The sequence below is a fragment of the Streptomyces sp. NBC_01224 genome (assembly GCF_036002945.1).
Taxonomy (GTDB): domain Bacteria; phylum Actinomycetota; class Actinomycetes; order Streptomycetales; family Streptomycetaceae; genus Streptomyces.
The window spans coordinates 943,417-961,127 of the sequence record NZ_CP108529.1 but is presented as its reverse complement, the minus strand read 5'-3'; the positions used below and the strand labels follow the sequence as shown (position 1 = coordinate 961,127).

At 68.2% G+C, this 17,711-nt stretch carries 13 protein-coding genes, 1 tRNA gene and 1 pseudogene; 6 read left to right on the top strand and 9 right to left on the bottom strand.

Going from position 1 to position 17,711, the window contains the following annotated elements; all coding sequences use genetic code 11:
* Nucleotides 1-4: 4 nt before the first annotated feature.
* A complete protein-coding gene (locus OG609_RS04285) occupies nt 5-1,027 on the bottom strand; it encodes a LacI family DNA-binding transcriptional regulator (protein ID WP_327277934.1) in 1,023 nt (340 codons plus the stop codon).
* A gap of 246 nt (nt 1,028-1,273) precedes the next feature.
* Between OG609_RS04285 and OG609_RS04280 the strand changes: the two genes are divergently transcribed.
* Genes OG609_RS04280 through OG609_RS04270 form a run of 3 tightly spaced genes read left to right on the top strand, consistent with a single transcriptional unit; the run spans nt 1,274 to nt 4,013 of the window.
* A complete protein-coding gene (locus OG609_RS04280) occupies nt 1,274-2,137 on the top strand; it encodes an ABC transporter permease (RefSeq protein ID WP_327271524.1) in 864 nt (287 codons plus the stop codon).
* Nucleotides 2,138-2,175: 38 nt separating this feature from the next.
* Complete coding sequence (locus OG609_RS04275) at nt 2,176-3,195, top strand: ABC transporter substrate-binding protein (RefSeq protein WP_327271523.1); 1,020 nt, start codon at nt 2,176-2,178, stop codon at nt 3,193-3,195.
* Nucleotides 3,192-4,013, top strand: coding sequence for an ABC transporter ATP-binding protein (locus OG609_RS04270; RefSeq protein ID WP_327271522.1), 822 nt, complete (start codon nt 3,192-3,194; stop codon nt 4,011-4,013). Before OG609_RS04275 ends, OG609_RS04270 begins: the two co-directional genes overlap by 4 nt.
* Before the next feature lie 75 nt (nt 4,014-4,088).
* Here the strand turns inward: OG609_RS04270 and OG609_RS04265 are convergent, their stop codons facing one another.
* The gene (locus OG609_RS04265; protein ID WP_327277933.1) at nt 4,089-4,814 is read right to left on the bottom strand and encodes a TetR/AcrR family transcriptional regulator; all 726 of its coding nucleotides are present in this window, start codon (nt 4,812-4,814) and stop codon (nt 4,089-4,091) included.
* Nucleotides 4,815-4,966: 152 nt separating this feature from the next.
* Between OG609_RS04265 and OG609_RS04260 the strand changes: the two genes are divergently transcribed.
* Nucleotides 4,967-5,914, top strand: a complete 948-nt coding sequence (locus OG609_RS04260; protein WP_327271521.1) for an NAD-dependent epimerase/dehydratase family protein — start codon at nt 4,967-4,969, stop codon at nt 5,912-5,914.
* Between the two features lie 67 nt (nt 5,915-5,981).
* Here OG609_RS04260 and OG609_RS04255 read toward each other — a convergent pair whose 3' ends face one another.
* The 4 genes from OG609_RS04255 to OG609_RS04240 form a co-directional block, all read right to left on the bottom strand.
* Complete coding sequence (locus OG609_RS04255) at nt 5,982-6,839, bottom strand: sugar phosphate isomerase/epimerase family protein (RefSeq protein ID WP_327271520.1); 858 nt, start codon at nt 6,837-6,839, stop codon at nt 5,982-5,984.
* Between the two features lie 14 nt (nt 6,840-6,853).
* Nucleotides 6,854-10,336 (bottom strand): ThuA domain-containing protein, encoded by a 3,483-nt coding sequence (locus tag OG609_RS04250; protein ID WP_327271519.1) that lies wholly within the window; start codon nt 10,334-10,336, stop codon nt 6,854-6,856.
* Between the two features lie 181 nt (nt 10,337-10,517).
* A complete protein-coding gene (locus OG609_RS04245) occupies nt 10,518-11,420 on the bottom strand; it encodes a transketolase family protein (RefSeq protein ID WP_327271518.1) in 903 nt (300 codons plus the stop codon).
* 59 nt (nt 11,421-11,479) lie between these two features.
* Nucleotides 11,480-12,181: a transketolase gene (locus OG609_RS04240; RefSeq protein WP_327271517.1), complete on the bottom strand. Its 702-nt coding sequence runs from the start codon at nt 12,179-12,181 to the stop codon at nt 11,480-11,482.
* Nucleotides 12,182-12,308: 127 nt separating this feature from the next.
* Here OG609_RS04240 and OG609_RS04235 point away from each other — a divergent pair.
* A tRNA-Pro gene (locus OG609_RS04235) sits at nt 12,309-12,382 on the top strand.
* Nucleotides 12,383-12,571: 189 nt separating this feature from the next.
* On the opposite strand, the gene OG609_RS04230 is transcribed toward OG609_RS04235, so the two are convergent.
* Nucleotides 12,572-13,039 (bottom strand): tyrosine-type recombinase/integrase, encoded by a 468-nt coding sequence (locus OG609_RS04230; RefSeq protein ID WP_327271516.1) that lies wholly within the window; start codon nt 13,037-13,039, stop codon nt 12,572-12,574.
* 460 nt (nt 13,040-13,499) lie between these two features.
* Between OG609_RS04230 and OG609_RS04225 the strand changes: the two are divergent.
* A pseudogene (locus OG609_RS04225) lies at nt 13,500-13,766 on the top strand (IS701 family transposase); the annotation flags it as partial.
* 434 nt (nt 13,767-14,200) lie between these two features.
* Here the strand turns inward: OG609_RS04225 and OG609_RS04220 are convergent.
* The gene (locus OG609_RS04220) at nt 14,201-14,383 is read right to left on the bottom strand and encodes a hypothetical protein (protein ID WP_327278402.1); all 183 of its coding nucleotides are present in this window, start codon (nt 14,381-14,383) and stop codon (nt 14,201-14,203) included.
* 288 nt (nt 14,384-14,671) lie between these two features.
* Nucleotides 14,672-17,386 (bottom strand): ATP-binding protein, encoded by a 2,715-nt coding sequence (locus OG609_RS04215; RefSeq protein ID WP_327271515.1) that lies wholly within the window; start codon nt 17,384-17,386, stop codon nt 14,672-14,674.
* Nucleotides 17,387-17,711 lie beyond the last annotated feature (325 nt).

The window sequence follows — 17,711 nt, the reverse complement described above, 5'->3', positions numbered from 1 at the left end:
CCGGTCACCCGACCGGCGGCGTTCCCGTGCTCGCGCGCACCACCACCTCCCCCGTCACCCGCACCACCCGGGCCCGCCGCCCCGCGGACGGCTCCCGCAGAGCCAGCGCGATCACGTCCTCGCCCATCGAGGTCAGCGGCAGCGCCACCGTGGTGAGCGCCGGCGACAACTCCCGTACCAGCGGAATGTCGTCGAACCCGGCGAGCGAGACATCCTCCGGCACGCGCAGCCCCTCCTCCCGCAGCGCGGCGAGCGCACCGACCGCCATCACATCGGTGACCGCGAACACGCAGGTCGGCCGCGGTCGGCCGCAGGCCAGCAACCGCCGGGCCGCCGCATACCCGCCGTCGCGAGTGAACGCGCCCTCCACCATCCGGTCGAGCCCGATTCCCGACTCCGCGAGCCCTTCCCGGAAGCCGGTGAGCCGGTCGGAGACAGTGGTCAGCGCGGGTGGGCCGGTGAGCACCGCGAACGTGCGGTGCCCGAGCCCCACCAGCGTCCGGGCGAGCGCGGCCGCCCCCGCCCGGTTCTCCGGCTGTACGGTGTCCACCCGCAGGCTGCGGTGCCTGCTGACGACGGCCACCCGCCCCCCGCCCCGTACGTAAGGCTCCAGTTCGGCATCCAGGGCCCGCTCCCACGCCCGGTCCTGGAAGCCGGAGCCGATGAGCAGGATCGCCCGGGCGCGCTGAGCCCGCAGCATCGAGACGTAGGCGATCTCCCGGGCGGGTTCCCGGAAGGTGGAGGCCAGCATCACCAGCAGATCCTGCTCGGCCGCGGCGCGCATCACGCCACTCGACACGGCGGCGAAGTACGGATCACTCACGTCATGACAGATGACGCCCACCGTACGGTTGTTGGTCGAATTCGCGAGAGCCTGCGCATGGGCGTTGGGGATGTAATCGAGCCGCTCCGCCGCCGCCCGTACCCGCTCTCGCAGATCGTCGCGTACCCGGGTCGTGCCGTTGAGGGCGCGCGAGGCGGTGGCGGGTGATACCCCGGCCTCCCGAGCCACGGCGTCGAGCGTCACATGCGCCGCTGCGGGAAGGCCGCCGCGCGGCTGCGGTTGGTGCGGTGTTCCCCGTTCACTCAACTCGACCCCCAAGGGCGCGGTGGTGGAAGGCCCCGAAACTTGTCGACGACCTATTGACCGTGCGTGCAGGCAGTCATTAGCGTGGCGAAAACCTTATCAGAAAGCGCTTTCTGAAAGCGCCTTCTCGTCATCGCAGGATCGCACAGCTCTCCAAAACTGCACCCGAAGCGGCGGGAGTTCACAGTGAGCCAGAGCGCGTTGACCAAAAGTCCCCCTGAAGCGGCAGGAGTTGTCCGGCGGGCCGGTCCCTCGGCGGGGGAGCGGTTCGCGCGGGCGGCCGAGCAGAGCTGGCGGCCCGTCGCCCTGCTGCTGGCCTGTTTCGCCGTCTGGTGGGTGATCTCGGCGGCGGAGCTGGTGAAGCCGTATCTCGTACCGTCACCCGGGGCGACCCTCGATGTCCTTACCGGCAAGGCCGGTTATCTCTGGCAGCACACCTGGGTGACCACATACGAAACGCTGCTCGGCTTCCTGATCGCCGTGGCCGTCGGTGTACTGGCGGCAGTCGTCATGGTGTACTCCTCGACCGTCGAGCGCACGCTCTATCCCATTCTGTTGTTCGCCCAGGTCGTACCGAAGATCGCGATCGCGCCGCTGTTCGTCGTCTGGCTCGGCTTCGGTATCGAGCCGAAGATCCTCATCGCCGTGCTCATCGCCTTCTTCCCCGTCGTGATCTCCATGGTCACCGGCCTCAAGGCGGTCGACCCGGAGATGCTCCAGCTGTCGGCGACCATGGGCGCCAAGCCCTGGCAGACCTTCCTCAAGATCCGCTTTCCGGCCTCGCTCCCGCATCTCTTCTCCGGGCTCAAGGTCGCGGTCACCCTGGCGGTCACCGGAGCGGTCGTCGGCGAGTTCGTCGGCGCCAACGAGGGCCTGGGCTATGTGATCCTCCAGGCCAACGGCAACCTCGACACCCCGATGCTCTTCGCCGGGCTGCTCGTGATGTCACTCATCGGCGTCGTGCTCTTCGTCGCCGTCGAGATCGCCGAAATGCTGCTGCTCCCGTGGCACGCCAGCCGCCGGGACGCCTCCGCCACCACCACGTACTGACTCCGTCGTACCGATTTCGTCGCGAGAAGGGCCAGCCCATGCATGCGCGCAGACTCCTGATCGGTGTCGTACCCCTCGTCCTGGTGGCCACGGCCTGCGGTGGCAACGACGCGTCGACCACCACGAGCGACTCCGGCAAGAAGCTGGACAAGGTCACGCTGACGCTCAACTGGTATCCGTACGGCGAACACGCGCCGTTCTACTACGGCAAGCAGCAGAAGATCTTCGAGAAGCACGGCATCGACCTGGAGATCCAGGCAGGTCAGGGCTCGCAGAAGACGGTGCAGGCCACCGCCGCGGGCCAGACCGACTTCGGCTGGGCCGACACCCCGGCACTGCTCGCGGGCGTCGACCAGGGCGTCCAGGTGAAAAGCCTCGGAGTCTTCCTCCAGACCACCCCGGCGTCGGTGCAGTCCTTCGACGCCGAGGGCATCGAGTCGCCTGCGGATCTCAAGGGAAAGACCATTGCGGGGACCGCCGGTGACGCGCTCTCCAAGACCTTCCCCATCTTCCTGAAGAAGAACAACCTCGACGCGTCGGACGTCAAGGTCCAGAACACCGACCCGGCGGGCAAGATCGCCGCGGTGATCTCCGGGAAGACCGACGGACTCCTCGGCTACGCCAGCGACCAGGGCCCCACCATGCAGGACAAGGCCAAGAAGCAGGTCTCGTATCTGCGTTTCTCCGAGAACGGGCTGAACTTCTACTCCAACGGTCTGCTCGCCGGACAGAAGATCCTCGCCACGAAGTCCGAACTCGCCGGACGCATGGTGCAGGCGGTCAGCGAGTCGTGGGCGGCCGCCGAGAAGGCCCCCGGGCCGGCGGTCGCGGCGATGGACGGAGCCTCGGAGCAGCTGCCGCCGACCACGGTCCTGGCCGAGCAGTTCAAGACGACGCTCACTCTGCTGCACACCTCGTCGACCGAAGGGAAGGCACCCGGAGTGAACAACGAGGCCGACTGGCAGCAGACCATCGACGTCTTCGCCGAGGCGGGCATGGTCAGCAAGCCGAAGGCCGTCGCGGACTACTGGGACGAGAAGACGGCGCTGAAGGGATGACGATGCCGAAGCAGTACACGACGCGGACCGAGGCATCGGTTCCCGCCGCGGCGGCGGTCGGACTGTCCGATGTGGCGGTCCGGTTCCGCAGCAGGAAGCGCGATGTCACCGCGTTGCGCGAGGTATCGCTCGATGTGGCGCCCGGTGAGTTCGTGGCGATCGTCGGACCGTCCGGATGCGGCAAGTCGACCCTGCTCAAACTGGTCGCCGGACTGCTGAAGCCGTCCTCGGGCGAGGTCCGGCTCGGCGGCGAGCAGGTCGACGGGGTGCGGCACGACATCGGTTACGTGTTCCAGCGTGCCGCCCTCCTGGAGTGGCGCTCGGCGCGCCGCAACATCCTGCTCCAGGCCGAGATCCGGAAGATGCCTCCGGCGCAGGCGCGCGGCCGGACCGACGAGCTGATCCGGATGACGGGCCTGGCCGGCTTCGAGGACGCGTATCCGCATGAGCTGTCCGGTGGAATGCAGCAGCGTGTGGCGTTGTGCCGGGCGCTGCTCCACGAACCCCCGGTGCTCTTGATGGACGAGCCGTTCGGCGCGCTCGACGCGCTCACCCGCGAGCAGATGAACATGGAGCTGAACCGCATCTGGCGCGAGACCCGCACCACCGTCCTGCTGGTCACCCACTCCATCTCGGAGGCCGTCTACCTGGCCGACCGCGTGGTGGTGATGAGCCCGCGCCCCGGCACGATCTCCGAGATCATCGAGGTGGGGCTGGATGCGGAACGGGAGTACGGCGAGACGCTGGGCCGCCCGGAGTTCCGGGACGCGGCCGCCCACATCCGCGACCTGCTGGGTGCGGCTTCCGCGCACGACTGACGGTGTCCTCGGCCGCCGGACGGGCTTGAAGACCGAGCCCGTCCGGGGCGATCGAGGACAGGACGGCTGTTCTGCTCACTCCAGCCCGAACGCGTCCGCCAGCATCTCCGTTTGCGCGCCCAGCAACGTGGCGCCGCTGTGGCCCATACCCACGAACTGCCCTGCGGCCTCCAGTCCCACAGAACCGTGCAGCTGTGCCCACGCCAGCACCGCACCCGCCAACGCCTGTGCCGACTTTCCGGTGTCCCCGGCCGCAGTCGGTGCGTACTCGGCCACCCAATCGCCCACAGCCCCGTCCGTGCCCAGCCACACCGTCATCTCTGCCACCACCGCAGCGACCCGGGCTCCCGGTGTTCCGTCAGCGAAGACTGCCAGGAAAGGCCCGAGAACGGCACGGGCCCGGTCCAGCGTGTCGTCCGGAGCGACATAGCCCGGCACGGGTGCGCCCTGGATCAGCAGATAGCGGTGCGGCTCCTCGACCGCCCAGGCCCGGTAGGCATCGGCAAGCGTGTGCAGCCGTCCGCGAGGGCCCTGCGAGACGGTCGATGCGTCGGCCGACGCTTCGGCCATCGCCGCTGCCGCGTCGTCGTACGCATCCCGGATCAGTGCGCTCAGCAGATCGTCCCGGCTGGCGAAGTAGCGGTAGAGCGCCGGTCCTGAAAGCCCCATTTCCTTGGCGATGCGGGTCAGCGCGAGCGCCCCGACCCCGCCATCGGCGAGCTGCTGAAGCGCGACTTCCTTGATCTCCGACCGGGTTTGCTCCCGGTACCGGGCACGCGGCCCCTGCTCGGCTCGGACCATCACCGGCTCGTCCTTCGCTAGGTGGACTCACTTCTGTTATGGAGTCTAACAGTGGATCTTGCGATGACCCATTGCGAGAGTTACTGTCTCTAACAGTTGCAAGAAGTCGTAGCGAATCAAGTCGATCCAGAGTCGATCAAAAGGGGCATGCCATGACCGCAACACGTGATCTTCAGGTCGTTCTCGGCGCCGGCCCGGCCGGCACCGCGCTCGCCGTCGAACTTGCCCACCGCGGCCACCCGGTCCGGCTCGTCGACCGGGCGGGCGACGGGCCCGCGATCGAGGGCGTCGAGCGGTTCGCCGCCGATGTCGCGACCGCGGACGGCGCCCGCGCCGCGGCCGATGGCGCCGCCGTCGTGTATCACTGTGTCAACGTCGGCTACCACCTCCAGGTCGAGGTGATGCCACGGATCCAGGAGGCGGTTCTCGCAGCGGCCGAGGCAGTCGGTGCGCGCCTCGTCGTACTCGACACGCTCTACCCGTACGGCGAGACGCACGGCGCCGTCATGACCGAGGACACCCCATGGAACGCGACGACCCGCAAGGGCCGGATGCGTGCCGAGCTGGATGCCCGCTATCTCGCGGCACACAGGGAAGGGCGGCTCCGTGTCGTCCTGGGCCGGTCCGCCGACTTCGTCGGACCCGGCGTCCTCAACTCCACCCTCGGTGGCGCCGTCTTCCCCGCCGCACTGACCGGGGGAGAGGTCCCGGCCCTCGGCGACATCGACCTGCCGCACAGCTACACCTACATCGGCGACGTCGCCGCCGGGCTCGCCACGCTGGGCGAGAATCCGGACGCCGACGGCCGGGTCTGGCACCTGCCGACAGCCCCGGCACAGACCACCCGACAGATCTTCGCGATGATCGAGGAACACACCGGCCGCCCCCTGAATATCACGGTCGTCGACGAACCGCGTCCGTTCGGCCCCTTCGACGAGGTCTTCATGGCGGAGTACGCCGAGATGTTCTACCAGCACACGGAGGCGCAGATCGTCGACTCCTCGGCGATCGAGAAGGCGTACGGCCTCGTCCCCAATCCCCTTTCCGCCACGGTGGATTCGACGCTCGACTGGTACGGGGAGCTGCTTGCCGCCCGCTGAATGCGCAGCGGCCCCGGGCTGCGGTACGCGCAACCCGGGGCCGCTCCGTGTGCCTGCCAGCTCGGTCTCAGTAGCGCAGCCGGGAAAGATACGTATAGCTCGCGAGCGCCGAGGCGAACGGATCAGCCGGCGCGTCGTGCTCCACCAGCCACTGCTTCACACCGCCCTGCCGCGCCGTGTCGAACATCGCCGGGAAGTCCAGCACCCCCGAGCCGACGTCCGCGAAGTCCCCGTTCGGCGCCATGTCCTTCACATGAAGTGCCGGGAAGCGTCGCGGATGCCGTACGAAGAGCTCCCCGGGCGCGGAGGCGCCGCCGTTGGCCGCCCAGTACAGATCCAGCTCGAAACCGACCAGTTCCGGGTCGGTTTCGGTGAGCAGGATGTCGTAGAGGCTGACGCCGTCCACCACCTGATGATCCGTCCCGTGATTGTGGTACAGCAGCTTCAGCCCGGACTCGCGCGCGGCGAGCCCCACCCGGTTGAACTCCTTGGCCACTTCGCGGTATCCGGCCGGACTGTGCAGCGAACCCGGCAGGCTGGGCACGACGATCCACCTGCCGCCCAGGGTGTGGATGTCCTCCAGTGCCTGGGGGAGTCCGGCCCCCTTCACGATGTCGTAGCCGACATGTTCGAGAACGGCCCGCAGCCGGCTCTCGTCGAGCATCCGCCGGATGCCGGCCGCGCTGTGGCCGTGCCGGCCGCTCACCCCGACCGTGGCATAGCCGATCTCCGCCAGCCGCTCAACAGTGCCCCTGAAGTCCGTCGCCAACGGCGTACGCATGGTGTAGAGGTGCATGCCGATCCCGGACGGCGGGATGCGCCGGCAGCGGCGGGCTTCGGTGGCGGACGCGGGGCCGGTGCCGAGCCCTGCGGCAGCGGCGATGCCCACGGCCGTGCCAAGGAAGGTGCGTCGTGTGCGGTCCATGCGGGTCTCCCCTCTCAACTCACGTCGATGCGTACAAAACCGGTGCTGGTGTCGCCCTTGTCGTCGGTGACCGTCAGATGCGCGGTGTACGCACCCTTCCGGTCATAGGTGTGCGTGGCAGTCGCACCCTCCGCTTTGGTGTTGTCGCCGAAGTCCCAGTGGTACGAGGCGATCGTGCGCCCGGCCACCGGCTCCACCACGCTGCTCAGTGCCACGGCGAGCGGTGCGGTGCCCGTCGCCGGGGCCGCCTTCACCGCGACCTTCGTACCGTGCCTCTTCTCGACGCCGGGACCGTTGAAATGCAGCCAGTCGACCGCGAACAGATCGGCCTTGTCGCTGCTCCAATCCGGGTTGCTGAACACCGCGTACAGCTTCATGCTGCCGCCGGGATCCGTCAGTGCCGTCGTCGGTGAGACGACCTTGCCCCAGTCACCGGTGTTCGGGACGGTCACCTTGCCGAGCAGTGGGCCCGTCGGTGACCCGGCCCGGAATTCGACATTCCCGCCGATCCCGCCGGAGGCCGCACCGACGGTCACCGAGTCGATGTTCTTCAGGTTCACCGGATCGAAGCTGATCCAGTCACCGTCCTCGATCTCGGTCAGTCGTTTCCCGCCGGAGGCATCGGGCCTGCTCCCGATCACCGCGCCGCCGTGAGTACCGCCGGTCGCCGTGAAGTGCTCGGCCTCGCGGAAGGCGGTACGCAGAGTGAGCGAGGTGGAACCGGTCAGCGCGGGTGCGCCCGGAGCGCCCTTGTCCTCGTACTGGGCGGTGATTCCGTAGTACAGGTTCTGTCCCGGACCGTGGCTGTCCCCGGCATCCGTGACGATCTCCCCTGTGCAGCCGGTGTAGTTGTCGAGCGGATGCAGATGGGTGTCATGGCCGAGCTGCGACTGCACGACCACCCGTGAGCAGTCGATCGGACCGTTCTTCCTGTCCTCCTTGTCCTTGACCTCGACGGTGAAGGGGATGGTGTCGCCGAAGCTGAACACCCCGCCGTTCGGGGGCTGTTTGATGGTCACTTCCGGACGGGAGTTGCCGACGGTGATGTCCTGCACGGCCTGCGCCGTGAGACCGCCGGGCCCGGTGACCGTGAGCCGCGCGGTGACCAGCCCCTTCGTGCGATAGGTGTACGAGGGGTTCGCGTCGGTCGAGTCGGTGGTGCCGTTCCCGTCGAAGTCCCACGCATACGAGACAGGCCGGCCGCCGGGCAGTCCGGAACCGGCGCTGGAGAAGCCGACCGTCAGCGGCGCCGGACCGTTGTCCCGGCTCGTGGTGATCTTCGCATCGGGCAGCCGTCCGTCACCGACGTAGTCGATCCGGTAGATGCCGGCACCCTCGTTGCTGCCACCGCGGCCCGTACCGCTGCCGAGCCCGAAGTCGATGACGTACAGCGCTCCGTCGGGACCGAAGTCGGCATCGAAGGGCTGGTTCCACTGCATGTCCTGGAAGATGCCGTTGATGGACTGGAGTTCACCGGCCTTGACGGGAGCGAACCGCGGATCGTCGAACGTCTGGTCCTTCTGCTGGAAGGAGAACGTCTTGAACCACCGGCGGGTCAGTTCGTAGTTGATCCACTTCCCCTCGAAGTACTCCGGGAATTTGGTGCGGTAGGTGTTGTCCGGGTCGTAGTCGTAGACGGGACCGCTCATCGGGCCGCCGCCTCCGGTGCCGAGCTCCGGGAATTCGGCGGATGCGGAGTAGGCGTACCAGACGGTGGCGGGCTGGGCAGGCGGCAGCTGCCGCAGCCCGGTGTTGTTCGGTGAGTCATTGACGAGCGCCGCGCAGTCGAACTTCGGACCCGACTTCTTCGTCGTGAAGTCGTAGTCAGTGAAGGGGGTGTTGTTGCCTATGCAGTACGGCCAGCCGAAGTTCCCGGCCTTGGTGATACGGGTGTACTCGACGGTCCCCTCGGGCCCGCGATCGGCGACCGCCTCCTTGGCGTCCGGACCGTAGTCGGCGACCATCAGCGCGCCGCTGAGCGGATCGGTGGTGATCCGGAAGGGATTGCGCATCCCCATCGCGTAGATCTCCGGACGCGTCTTCTCCGTACCGGGCGCGAAGAGATTGCCCTCGGGAACGGTGTACGTACCGTTGTCCCTGGGCGTGATGCGCAGAATCTTGCCACGCAGATCGTTCGTATTGCCCGCCGTGCCCTGGGCGTCCCAGGCGCGCCGGCCCGCGCCCTCGTCGATCGGGTTGAAGCCGTCCGAGGCGAACGGATCGGTGTTGTCCCCGGTCGCCGCGTACAGGTTGCCGGCCTTGTCGAAGGCGAGTGATCCGGCCATATGGGAATTGGCCCGGCCCTCACCCCGCCAGGTCGGTATGGTCAACAGCCGCTTCTCCGAGGCGGGATCGACTGTATTGCCGGTGACGGTGAACCGGGAGAGATCGAGTTGTTTCTCGGTCTTGTCGGAGTGCAGCAGATAGAGCCAGTTGTTCGTGGCGAAGCCCGGGTCGAGGGCGAGGCCGAGCAGTCCGTCGGACTGACTGGTCATCTCCGGTGTGTACGCGAAGTCCAGCGCAGTCGACACCTTCATCGTCTGCTGGTCGATGACCTTCAGCTTCCCGGTGCGCTGGGCGAAGAACACCCGGCGGTCGGGGGCGACGGCGAGTTCGAACGGGTCGGCGAGGTCGCTGGTGGCCAGCGCGGTCCGCTGGAACGAACCGGTCCGCGTCGCCGTGCAGTCACCGGGCTTCGCACCCGCGGCCCATTCGATACCGCCGAGCAGGTGCTGGACGAAGTCCTCCTCCTGGAACGCCGAGGACGCGTGCCCGCCTGCGGTGAACCAGGAGCGGCCGCCGTCGTAGTTCTGGCACCAGGACCACGGATGGTCCACGCCCTCGTCGAGCCCGGTGATGCCGTCGCGCACCTTGATCTGCGCGAGGGTGTGCACCTTGGAGGTGGGATTGGTGCGCCAGTTGTACCACTCCTCCGTACGCTCCCAGAGGTCCGGAAGGCCCTTGGTGGAGGGGTGCGCGTGATCGAGGACCTTGATCCGGCCGGTCTGCACGGCCGGGTGCTGGTCGAAGATGGCACCGGTAAGACCCTCGTACCAGTCCCAGTCGCGCTCACTGGCGGACGCGGCATGCAGACCGACCCAGCCGCCTCCCGCACGGATGTACTTCTGCAGGGCCGCCCGCTCGTCGGTGTTCAGCAAGTCACCTGTTTCCGGTGTGGAGTTGGTGTTGTTGAACACGACCGCCTGGAAGCGGGTGAGATCGGTGTCGTTGAAGACGGCGGAGTCTTCGGTCGCCTCGACCTCGAAGCCGTTCTCGGCGCCGAGCTTCTGGATCGCTTCGATCCCGGCGGGAATCGAGTCGTGAGGGAAGTTGGTGACCTCGGAGTAGACCAGGACCCGGAAGGAAGCCGCGTGGGCCCGGGGCGGCGAGGCCGCCAGAAGACCGACGACCAACGCCAGGAGCGCGGTGACGGCGATGAGCGGCGAAGGAAAGCGGCGACCTCGTAACGGGCGGCTTTGCAGCGGGCGATGACTCATGGGCGCTCCCTGTGCGGTAGATGCCGACTACGGGATTTAGAAAGCGCTTTCTGGAGTGCATCGCTCAGAGTAGGTTCAGGTCTTGATGGGGTCAATGGGCCGGGAGCGCACTCTGTGACTTCGGGGCTTCTGGCGCGGGTTGGGGGAGAGCGGTTGTCCCGGTACGAGGGCACCGCCCCGGTCATCGGTGGAGGAACCCGCCGATCCGCTCCCGCAGCCCCCGCGGATCCAGACCGTGGGCGGCGAGGTGCTCGTCCATTTCCCCGTACTTGCGCAGCTCGGCCCGCCCCACCCCGAGGCCCAGCACGCGGTGCGGCCGCTCGGCGAGTGCGTCATTGGCCGCGGCCGTGGACGTGCCCGCCAGATACGGCTCGACGATCACCACATCGGCTGCCCCGTGATCACCGACCGCCCGCCGCAGCCCGGCCCCGTCGAAGGGGCGCACCGTCGTCGCGTACAGCACGGTCACATCGAGGCCGTCGGTCGCCGCGAGGACATTGTCGAGCATCGGTCCGACCGCGATCACCACCCCGCCCTCCCCCTCCCGCACCGCTGTGAACCCGGTCCCCGCGCCGACCGGCCGCGCCCGGTCGTTGGACTGCAGCGACAGCCGTACGTACACCCGGCCGACCCCGGCCGCAGCCTGCCGCAGCAGCTCCTCGGCCTCGTCGGGGTGGCCCGGGACGTGCACCGTCCAGCCGTCGAGGGTGTCCATGAGAGCGACATCGCCCGGTGACATGTGGGTGAAGCCGCCCGCCGGCCAGTCGTACGAGCCTCCGGCACTCACCAGCACACCGCCCACTCCCTGATGGCCGAAGTCCAGCTTGACCTGCTCGAACGGCCGCTCGACCAGAAAGCTGGCGAAGGTGTGCACGATCGGTCGCAGGCCGGTGAGCGCCATCCCGGCGCCCGTCCCGATCAGCAGCTGTTCCCTGATTCCCACATTGATGACCCGGTCCGGATGGGCCCGCGCGGCCCGGTCGAAGCCGTCCCGGCTGATCTCGGCCAGCACGAGTGCAAGGCGGGGGTCCTCGTCCAGCAGCTGTGAGGTGGTCGAGATGAAGCGGTCACGCATCGTGTCCATGTGAAGTGTCCCTCTCCGGTTTCGTTGCTTCTGTCTCTTCGGATTTCGTCCCGGTGCGTTCAGTTCTTGGGGTCGACGCGTGCGACCACAGCCTGCGGCCGCCCAGGGTGTGGCGCTGTGTAGGCCGCGTACAACGCCTCGTGGTCGCGTCCGTCGACGGAGTCGACCGACCAGCCTGCAGCCTCGAACCGGGCCGCGATGCCGCCGGGCCGGCCGTAGGAGGCCGACGCGTTGTCGATCACCACGGTGTGCAGCTGTTCCAGCCCGGCCGGGCCCGCGTAGGCGAGGGCCTCGTGATTGCTGCCCTCGTCCAGCTCGGCGTCCCCGATCAGCACCCACACCCTCGGGTCGGTCAGCCCCTGCGCCCGTAGGCCGAGCACGCTTCCCACGGCCAGCGGCAGCCCGTGCCCCAGCGACCCGCTGCCGATCTCGATCCCCGGCGCCAGCGTCCGGTCCGGGTGATGCCCGAGCGGTGAGTCGTACGCCCCGAAGCCGGAGAGCAGTTCCTCGCCGAAGAAACCGTGCGCGGCCAGGACCGCGTAGTACGCCATCGGACCGTGCCCCTTGGACAGCAGGAAACGGTCGCGGTCGGGCGCGTCGGCGGTGCCGGGCGTCACCCGCAGCACCCGGTCGTACAGCACCCAGAGGGCATCCAGCGTGGAGGTCGCGGCGGGGCCGTGCTTCTCGTCCCCCGTCATCAGGCTCATCAGCCGGTTCATGTCGCGGTAGTCGCCCGTGGGCGCAGCAGTTGTGTTCGTCATGGACTCAGCGTTGAACATCAAGTTTGGTTGAGGTCAAGCCGGGGAAGGTGTTCGTGACCACCCATCGAAGTGCGGTATTGTTCTCATGCGCGTTCGGCCAGGGGGAAACCCCAGGTCAGGCGGGCATCGGGACGTGGCGCAGCTTGGTAGCGCACTTGACTGGGGGTCAAGGGGTCGCAGGTTCAAATCCTGTCGTCCCGACTTGTGTTTTCGCAGGTCGCAGGCGGTATCGGAGAAATCCGGTACCGCCTTTCCGTGTTTCTTGGGGACCAGTTGGGGACCACGGGGGCTAGCGGCGCCGTCCTGCTGCCGGCTGGACGGCGAGGGTGAGGGGTGTGCGGATGGGGTTGAGGTGTGCGGTGAGGGCGTGGCCGGCGTTGGTGATCTGGGTCATGTCGGGGTGGAGGTAGCGCTGGGTGGTGAGGAGGGAGCCGTGTCGGGCGATTTTGCGGAGGACGTGGGCGGGGACGTGTCGGCGAACCAGGTGAGTCCTGTGTGGCGGAGGTCGTGGCGGCGTAGGTGTTCGTGGCCGAGTGAGGTGACCACCTTGTCCCAGTGGGTTGCGTCCCGTAGGACGGCGGTGGAGATGCGCCCGCCGCGGGGGCCGGTGAAGAGCCGCGCGTCAGGGTTGGGGCCGACGGCGAGGATGCGTTCGGCGATCATCGGGCGGATTTCCTCGATGAGGGGGACTTGGCGGGCGCGTTTGCCTTTGGTGTTCTTGTCGGTGAGTCCGCCGGGTGCGGGGGTGGTCTGCCGGCGGACGGTCCAGATCCAGTTCTCGGTGTCGATGTCGCAGGCGCGGACGCCGGAGACCTCGCCGATGCGGGCGGCGGTCGCGGCGGCGAAGACGACGACCACGCGCCATCCTCGGTAGTGGTCGTGGGATCGGTCGGTGAGTGCCTGGGCGAGGCGGAGCAGGGTGGGCCAGTCGCGCAGGGCGAGGGCCGGGGGTTGTCGAGTTCGTCCTCGGCCTGTTTGTACTCGCGCTGCCAGCCGGTGACTCGGGCGGGGTTGACGGTGAGGATCCCGTCGCGGACGGCTTGTTCCATGACGCGGACGAGGACGGCGAGGCTGTTCTTGACGGTGGAGCGGCTGTGTTGGTCGGCGATCCAGCCGTGGACGGTGCGGTCGACGGCGCCGTTGGTGATCATCCGGACGGGGAAGTGCCCGAGGGCCGGGACCACACGGCAGCGCCGGTCGGCGAGGTAGGGATCGAGCGTCGTGAGCTCCAGGCCCCGCAGGGCCAGGTCCATATTGCTTGCGCCGTACTCGGCCAGGGACATGGTGGCCACGTTCGGAGTGATACCGACTTGGGCGAACCGAGCCCTACAACGGGAACGGGCGTCCGCCGGTGGCGAAGTACCCGGACAAGCCGCAATCGGTGAAGCAGCTGGTCATCGCGGCGGGCCGGAAGGCAGCGAAGCCGGTGCAATGGCGTGAGGGCTCCCGGCCCGGCACCGGCCGCAGTGGCTTCAAACGGATGTATTCACGGTTTGTGGCCTTGCGGATCCGTCCTGCCGGACGCGATCGGCAGGCGGTCCAGGGGCCGCAGCTGCCGGAGTGCTGGCTGCCGGCCGACTGGCCCGGCTGTCTCCCACACACGCGTGATGTAGAGGGCCAAGCTGACCGCGATGCTCATTGTGATCGCAGCCTTCTCACTGCTCGCCCCCGGACTGTGCCGCCCGCCAGGATGCGCTCGTCATGGACCGCGTGACCCTGGACGAAAACTGGCGCGGTTCTCAGCGCCCGCGCCATATACCGACGCGGTGACCTGGGCGTTCTCACGGAGTCTCCCGCTATGCTGCCTGCGAGATTCTCAACTCCGGTCCACATCCGCACGGTTCTCGCCGACGGGGTGGGAACGTCCGAGGAACTGACCAGCGTGTCCTGTCGAAGTGCATCTGTCAGATGGTGAGCCGTTGACCTGGTGGGGTGCCACGTTGATTGAGAACGCTGGCCCTCAGTATTCTCAACTGACATGGCTTTCACGGAATCGTGCTGACGGATGGGACAGCTGACTCAGCCGTCCTGCTCTTCAGCGAAGCTGCCCATGGTCTCCCTCGGACGGCGCCGTGCCGGAGCCAGACGCTCCGCGTAGTCAGCAGCGAAGATCCCGGGGAGTGTCTTGTCCAATGTCCCCGCGAGTTTGTGGATCGGAACCCATGCGGCTGGGTCGTCGACCAGACGGCTGAGGTCGGTCATCTGAACTCGCTCCAGCCAGTCCGAGAGGACGAGGGCTTCGTCGGAGGTGAGCTCGATTGTGACAGATCACCCCCTCAAACTGATCCCGCAGCCGCTCGGGGTACGGGCCGTACTCAGCTATCGGCAGGAATGGCTCGATCAACTTCCACTGTTCGTCGGTGAGTTGCCTGCGCGTCGCGATCGTCTTCCCACCGGATCCGCCTTCCAGGCGGATCCGGATCTGCAAGATTGATCACGACATCACACAGGCCCCATTCAGGGGGGCCGACCCCGTTGCCTCGCTCGAGGTCAGCCCTGCTCTGCGGCGCTCACCCGACGCTGCGCCAAAGTGCGTTGCCGATGCAGCCGCAGCCCCGCCTTGGCCATCTCCGCACGGCCTCGCTCAGCGAGATGGTCGGCACCACATCGGTCCGCCAGCTCGATACCCTCGAACAGCAGCTCGGCTACCCTGTCGGTGCGGCCGTCGCGCCTGAGCTCCGCGCCGAGGTCAATCAGCGCCTCAGCGTACGCGTGCCGGTTGGGGGACCGGCTCAGTACCTTCACCGCGCGCTCTCGCTGGGGCAGCGCCTGCCCGTCCTCGTCCACCGCCGCGCCGAAGCACAGCGCCTCACCGATGGCGGTGGGCGTGCCATAGCGCTCTGCCCGACGCAGCATCTCCGCTGCGAGGGCGCGGGCGCGCTGGGGGTCCTCCTCAGCGATGGCGATGGCGAGGTATCCCGCCCAGGGACACCAGGTCGGGTTGAGGATGCCCTTGGCTTCCAGCCGTTTCCCGGCCGCGGTGAGTTGTGCCACGGCCTCCTCGCGCAGACCACGGGCGAGAAGCAGTCGTCCGTATACGGTTTGGGAGTCGGGAAAGGCCACCGCGTTCGGGTAGGGGGGCGCGAAGTCGTACGTCTCGGCGACGCGAAGCGCCTCCTCGACGCGGCCCCGGGACAGCAGGACGTCCAGCAACAGTCCGACGGCATACCATTGGGCGGGCACCCGGGGGCCCACCCGCTCGGCCAGGCGCACTCCCTCACGCGCGCAGTCCTCTGCTTCGACGAGCATCCCGCGCCGGAACCAGACCAGGCCGAGGAGAGTGAAGCCGAAAGAGAGGTGGGCACCACTCCACCCGACCTGCTCGCACTCTGCGATGGCCGAACTGAACAGTTCTTCCGCGCGGTCGCACTCGTCGGCGTACATGTAGCTGAGCGCGGTCAGGCTCGGGAGTTCGAAACCCCAGTCCGGGTCGGTGTAGCTCAGTCCCAGGGCACGTGCGGCGATGGCCAGCGTGTTCGCGGTCGGCTCCCCGCGCAACATCGCGTCCCAGGTTCGAACGCACAGCAGGGCCCGCTCCTCGATGTCCTTTCCGGGCACGTGCTCGGCAAGCCGTACGAGCCGACGGGAGCGCTCGGACGCCTGCGCCTCGTGCGCGTCGAAGGCCAGCCACAGATAATGCGCTGCCTGCAGGCGCAGCCGCGCTCGAGCGGACTTTGCCTGTGCTGCCTCGGCGCCCGCGACGGCGGCCGCTCTGGCGGGCTGGTCGTTGTGGGCGAATGCCTGAGCCAGCCGGAAGGTGGCGTCCTCCCTGAGCGCGGGGTCCAGGAAGGGCTGCTCCAGGGCTGCCGTGAGGTGATTGACGGTGACGGCCGGGGCAGTGAGCAGGGCAGAGCAGCCGAGTTCGTAGAGCACGCCCGCGCGATCCTCGGGCGCCGGCGGTTCGCGCAGCGCACGTTCCAGACAGCGTCGAGCCGCGTCGGGCGCGCCAAGACGGAGATTCTCGCGCGCGGCAGCGCGCAGTTGAAGGACGGTGTGTGGGTCGTCCTCGGGATGGGTCTCGAGCAGATGCCGAGCGGCGGCTGTGACGCCCAGGCCCGCGTCGGCCACCGCCCAGGCGGCCTGACCGTGCAGCGCGGTGCGGGTGGTCGGCGGGATGGCCTGGTACACAGCGGTGGCGACGAGTGGATGGATGAACTCGAGTGTCCGGCTGCCGGTGAGAATACGGGCGACGCGCAGCCGGTCCACGGCGTCCTGGGCCTCGGCCGGTGGCAGTCCGGCCACTGCTGCGGCCAGCTCCGGGGAGATCTCGGTGCCGAGCACCGCGGCGGCCCAGGCAACCCGGACAGAGGCGTGGCCGAGCCTCTCCAGCCGTTTGACCAGTCCGGCGCCGCGTGCGCTCGCAGCGAGTTCGCGCAGCAGGGAGGCCGACTCCGCGTTCGGGGCGAGGCTGCGGTCCTGGACCTTGGCGATGAGCTCGACGGCCTCGTAGGGGTTGCCGCCGGTGACCGCCCAACACTCGCGGCAGAAGAGGTCGTCGGCTTCCGCTCCGAGCGAACTTCGCACCAGTTCGCCCACTGCCTCCGGGCTGAGAACGTGCAGGGGGATCGGGCGTCCGCTGCGGCCTTCGATCAGTTCGCGGAACGTCGCGGCCTCGGTGGGCACTTCGTCCGGGCGGTAGCCGAGGACCACCAGCACGGGAAGTTCCTGCGCTCTCACCGCGAACGCGGCGAGCCAGGCGAGTGACTCCAGATCACCCCAGTGGGCGTCGTCGAGAACGATCACTATCGGTGCCCGTCGCACGGCCAGCTGGGTGACGACCCAGTCCAGACCGTCCCGGACGCCCTGCGGGTCCGGGGCGGCGGTACCGGTCTGCTGAGCGAACAGACCAACGGCCGGGCCGGCGATCTCGTACCACCCGCCGAATATCTCGCGACGCTCGGCCTCGGTGCAGGAAGCGAGGATGGGCTGCAGCAGCTGGCGTACGACATGGAAGGGGACGGTATGCTCCTGCTCGCCGCCTCGGGCAGACAGTACAGTGCAGCCGCGGGCAGTGGCGATGCGCCGGACCTCGGCCAGCACGGTCGTCTTGCCCAGCCCGGCGGCAGCGCTGAAGAACAGCAGCCCACCCTGCTTGCCTTCGCGGTCCCCGCCGCCTGCGCAGATCCCCTCCACCGCATTCCGAGCAGCGACCACCTCGTTTTGGCGCTCGTACAGGGGCTTACCCACCCGATCGCGTCCGTCCACGACGGTGGTCCTCTCGGTGCGGTGACGTTCCGACACTTTATTCCCCCTGCTCTGCCAGCATGCTGGGGAGCCTAGCGAAACACACATATACACGGCAGAGATGTTGGGGGATTGGATGCGGTTGATCGTGCGGTGGCATCTCGCAACGCCGGCGTGGGGTTCGGCTTCACGGGCCATCGTCGCCGGGGTCTCCCGACTTCATCGGTAGGCAGACACACATGATCGGCGGATTCGTGGGTTGACCTGGGAGAACGGCGTGCGGGACCGTCGGGGGCATGTCCGCGGCTCCGACGGCCGTTTTCCTTGTCGTCCGGGTCGAGGCGGA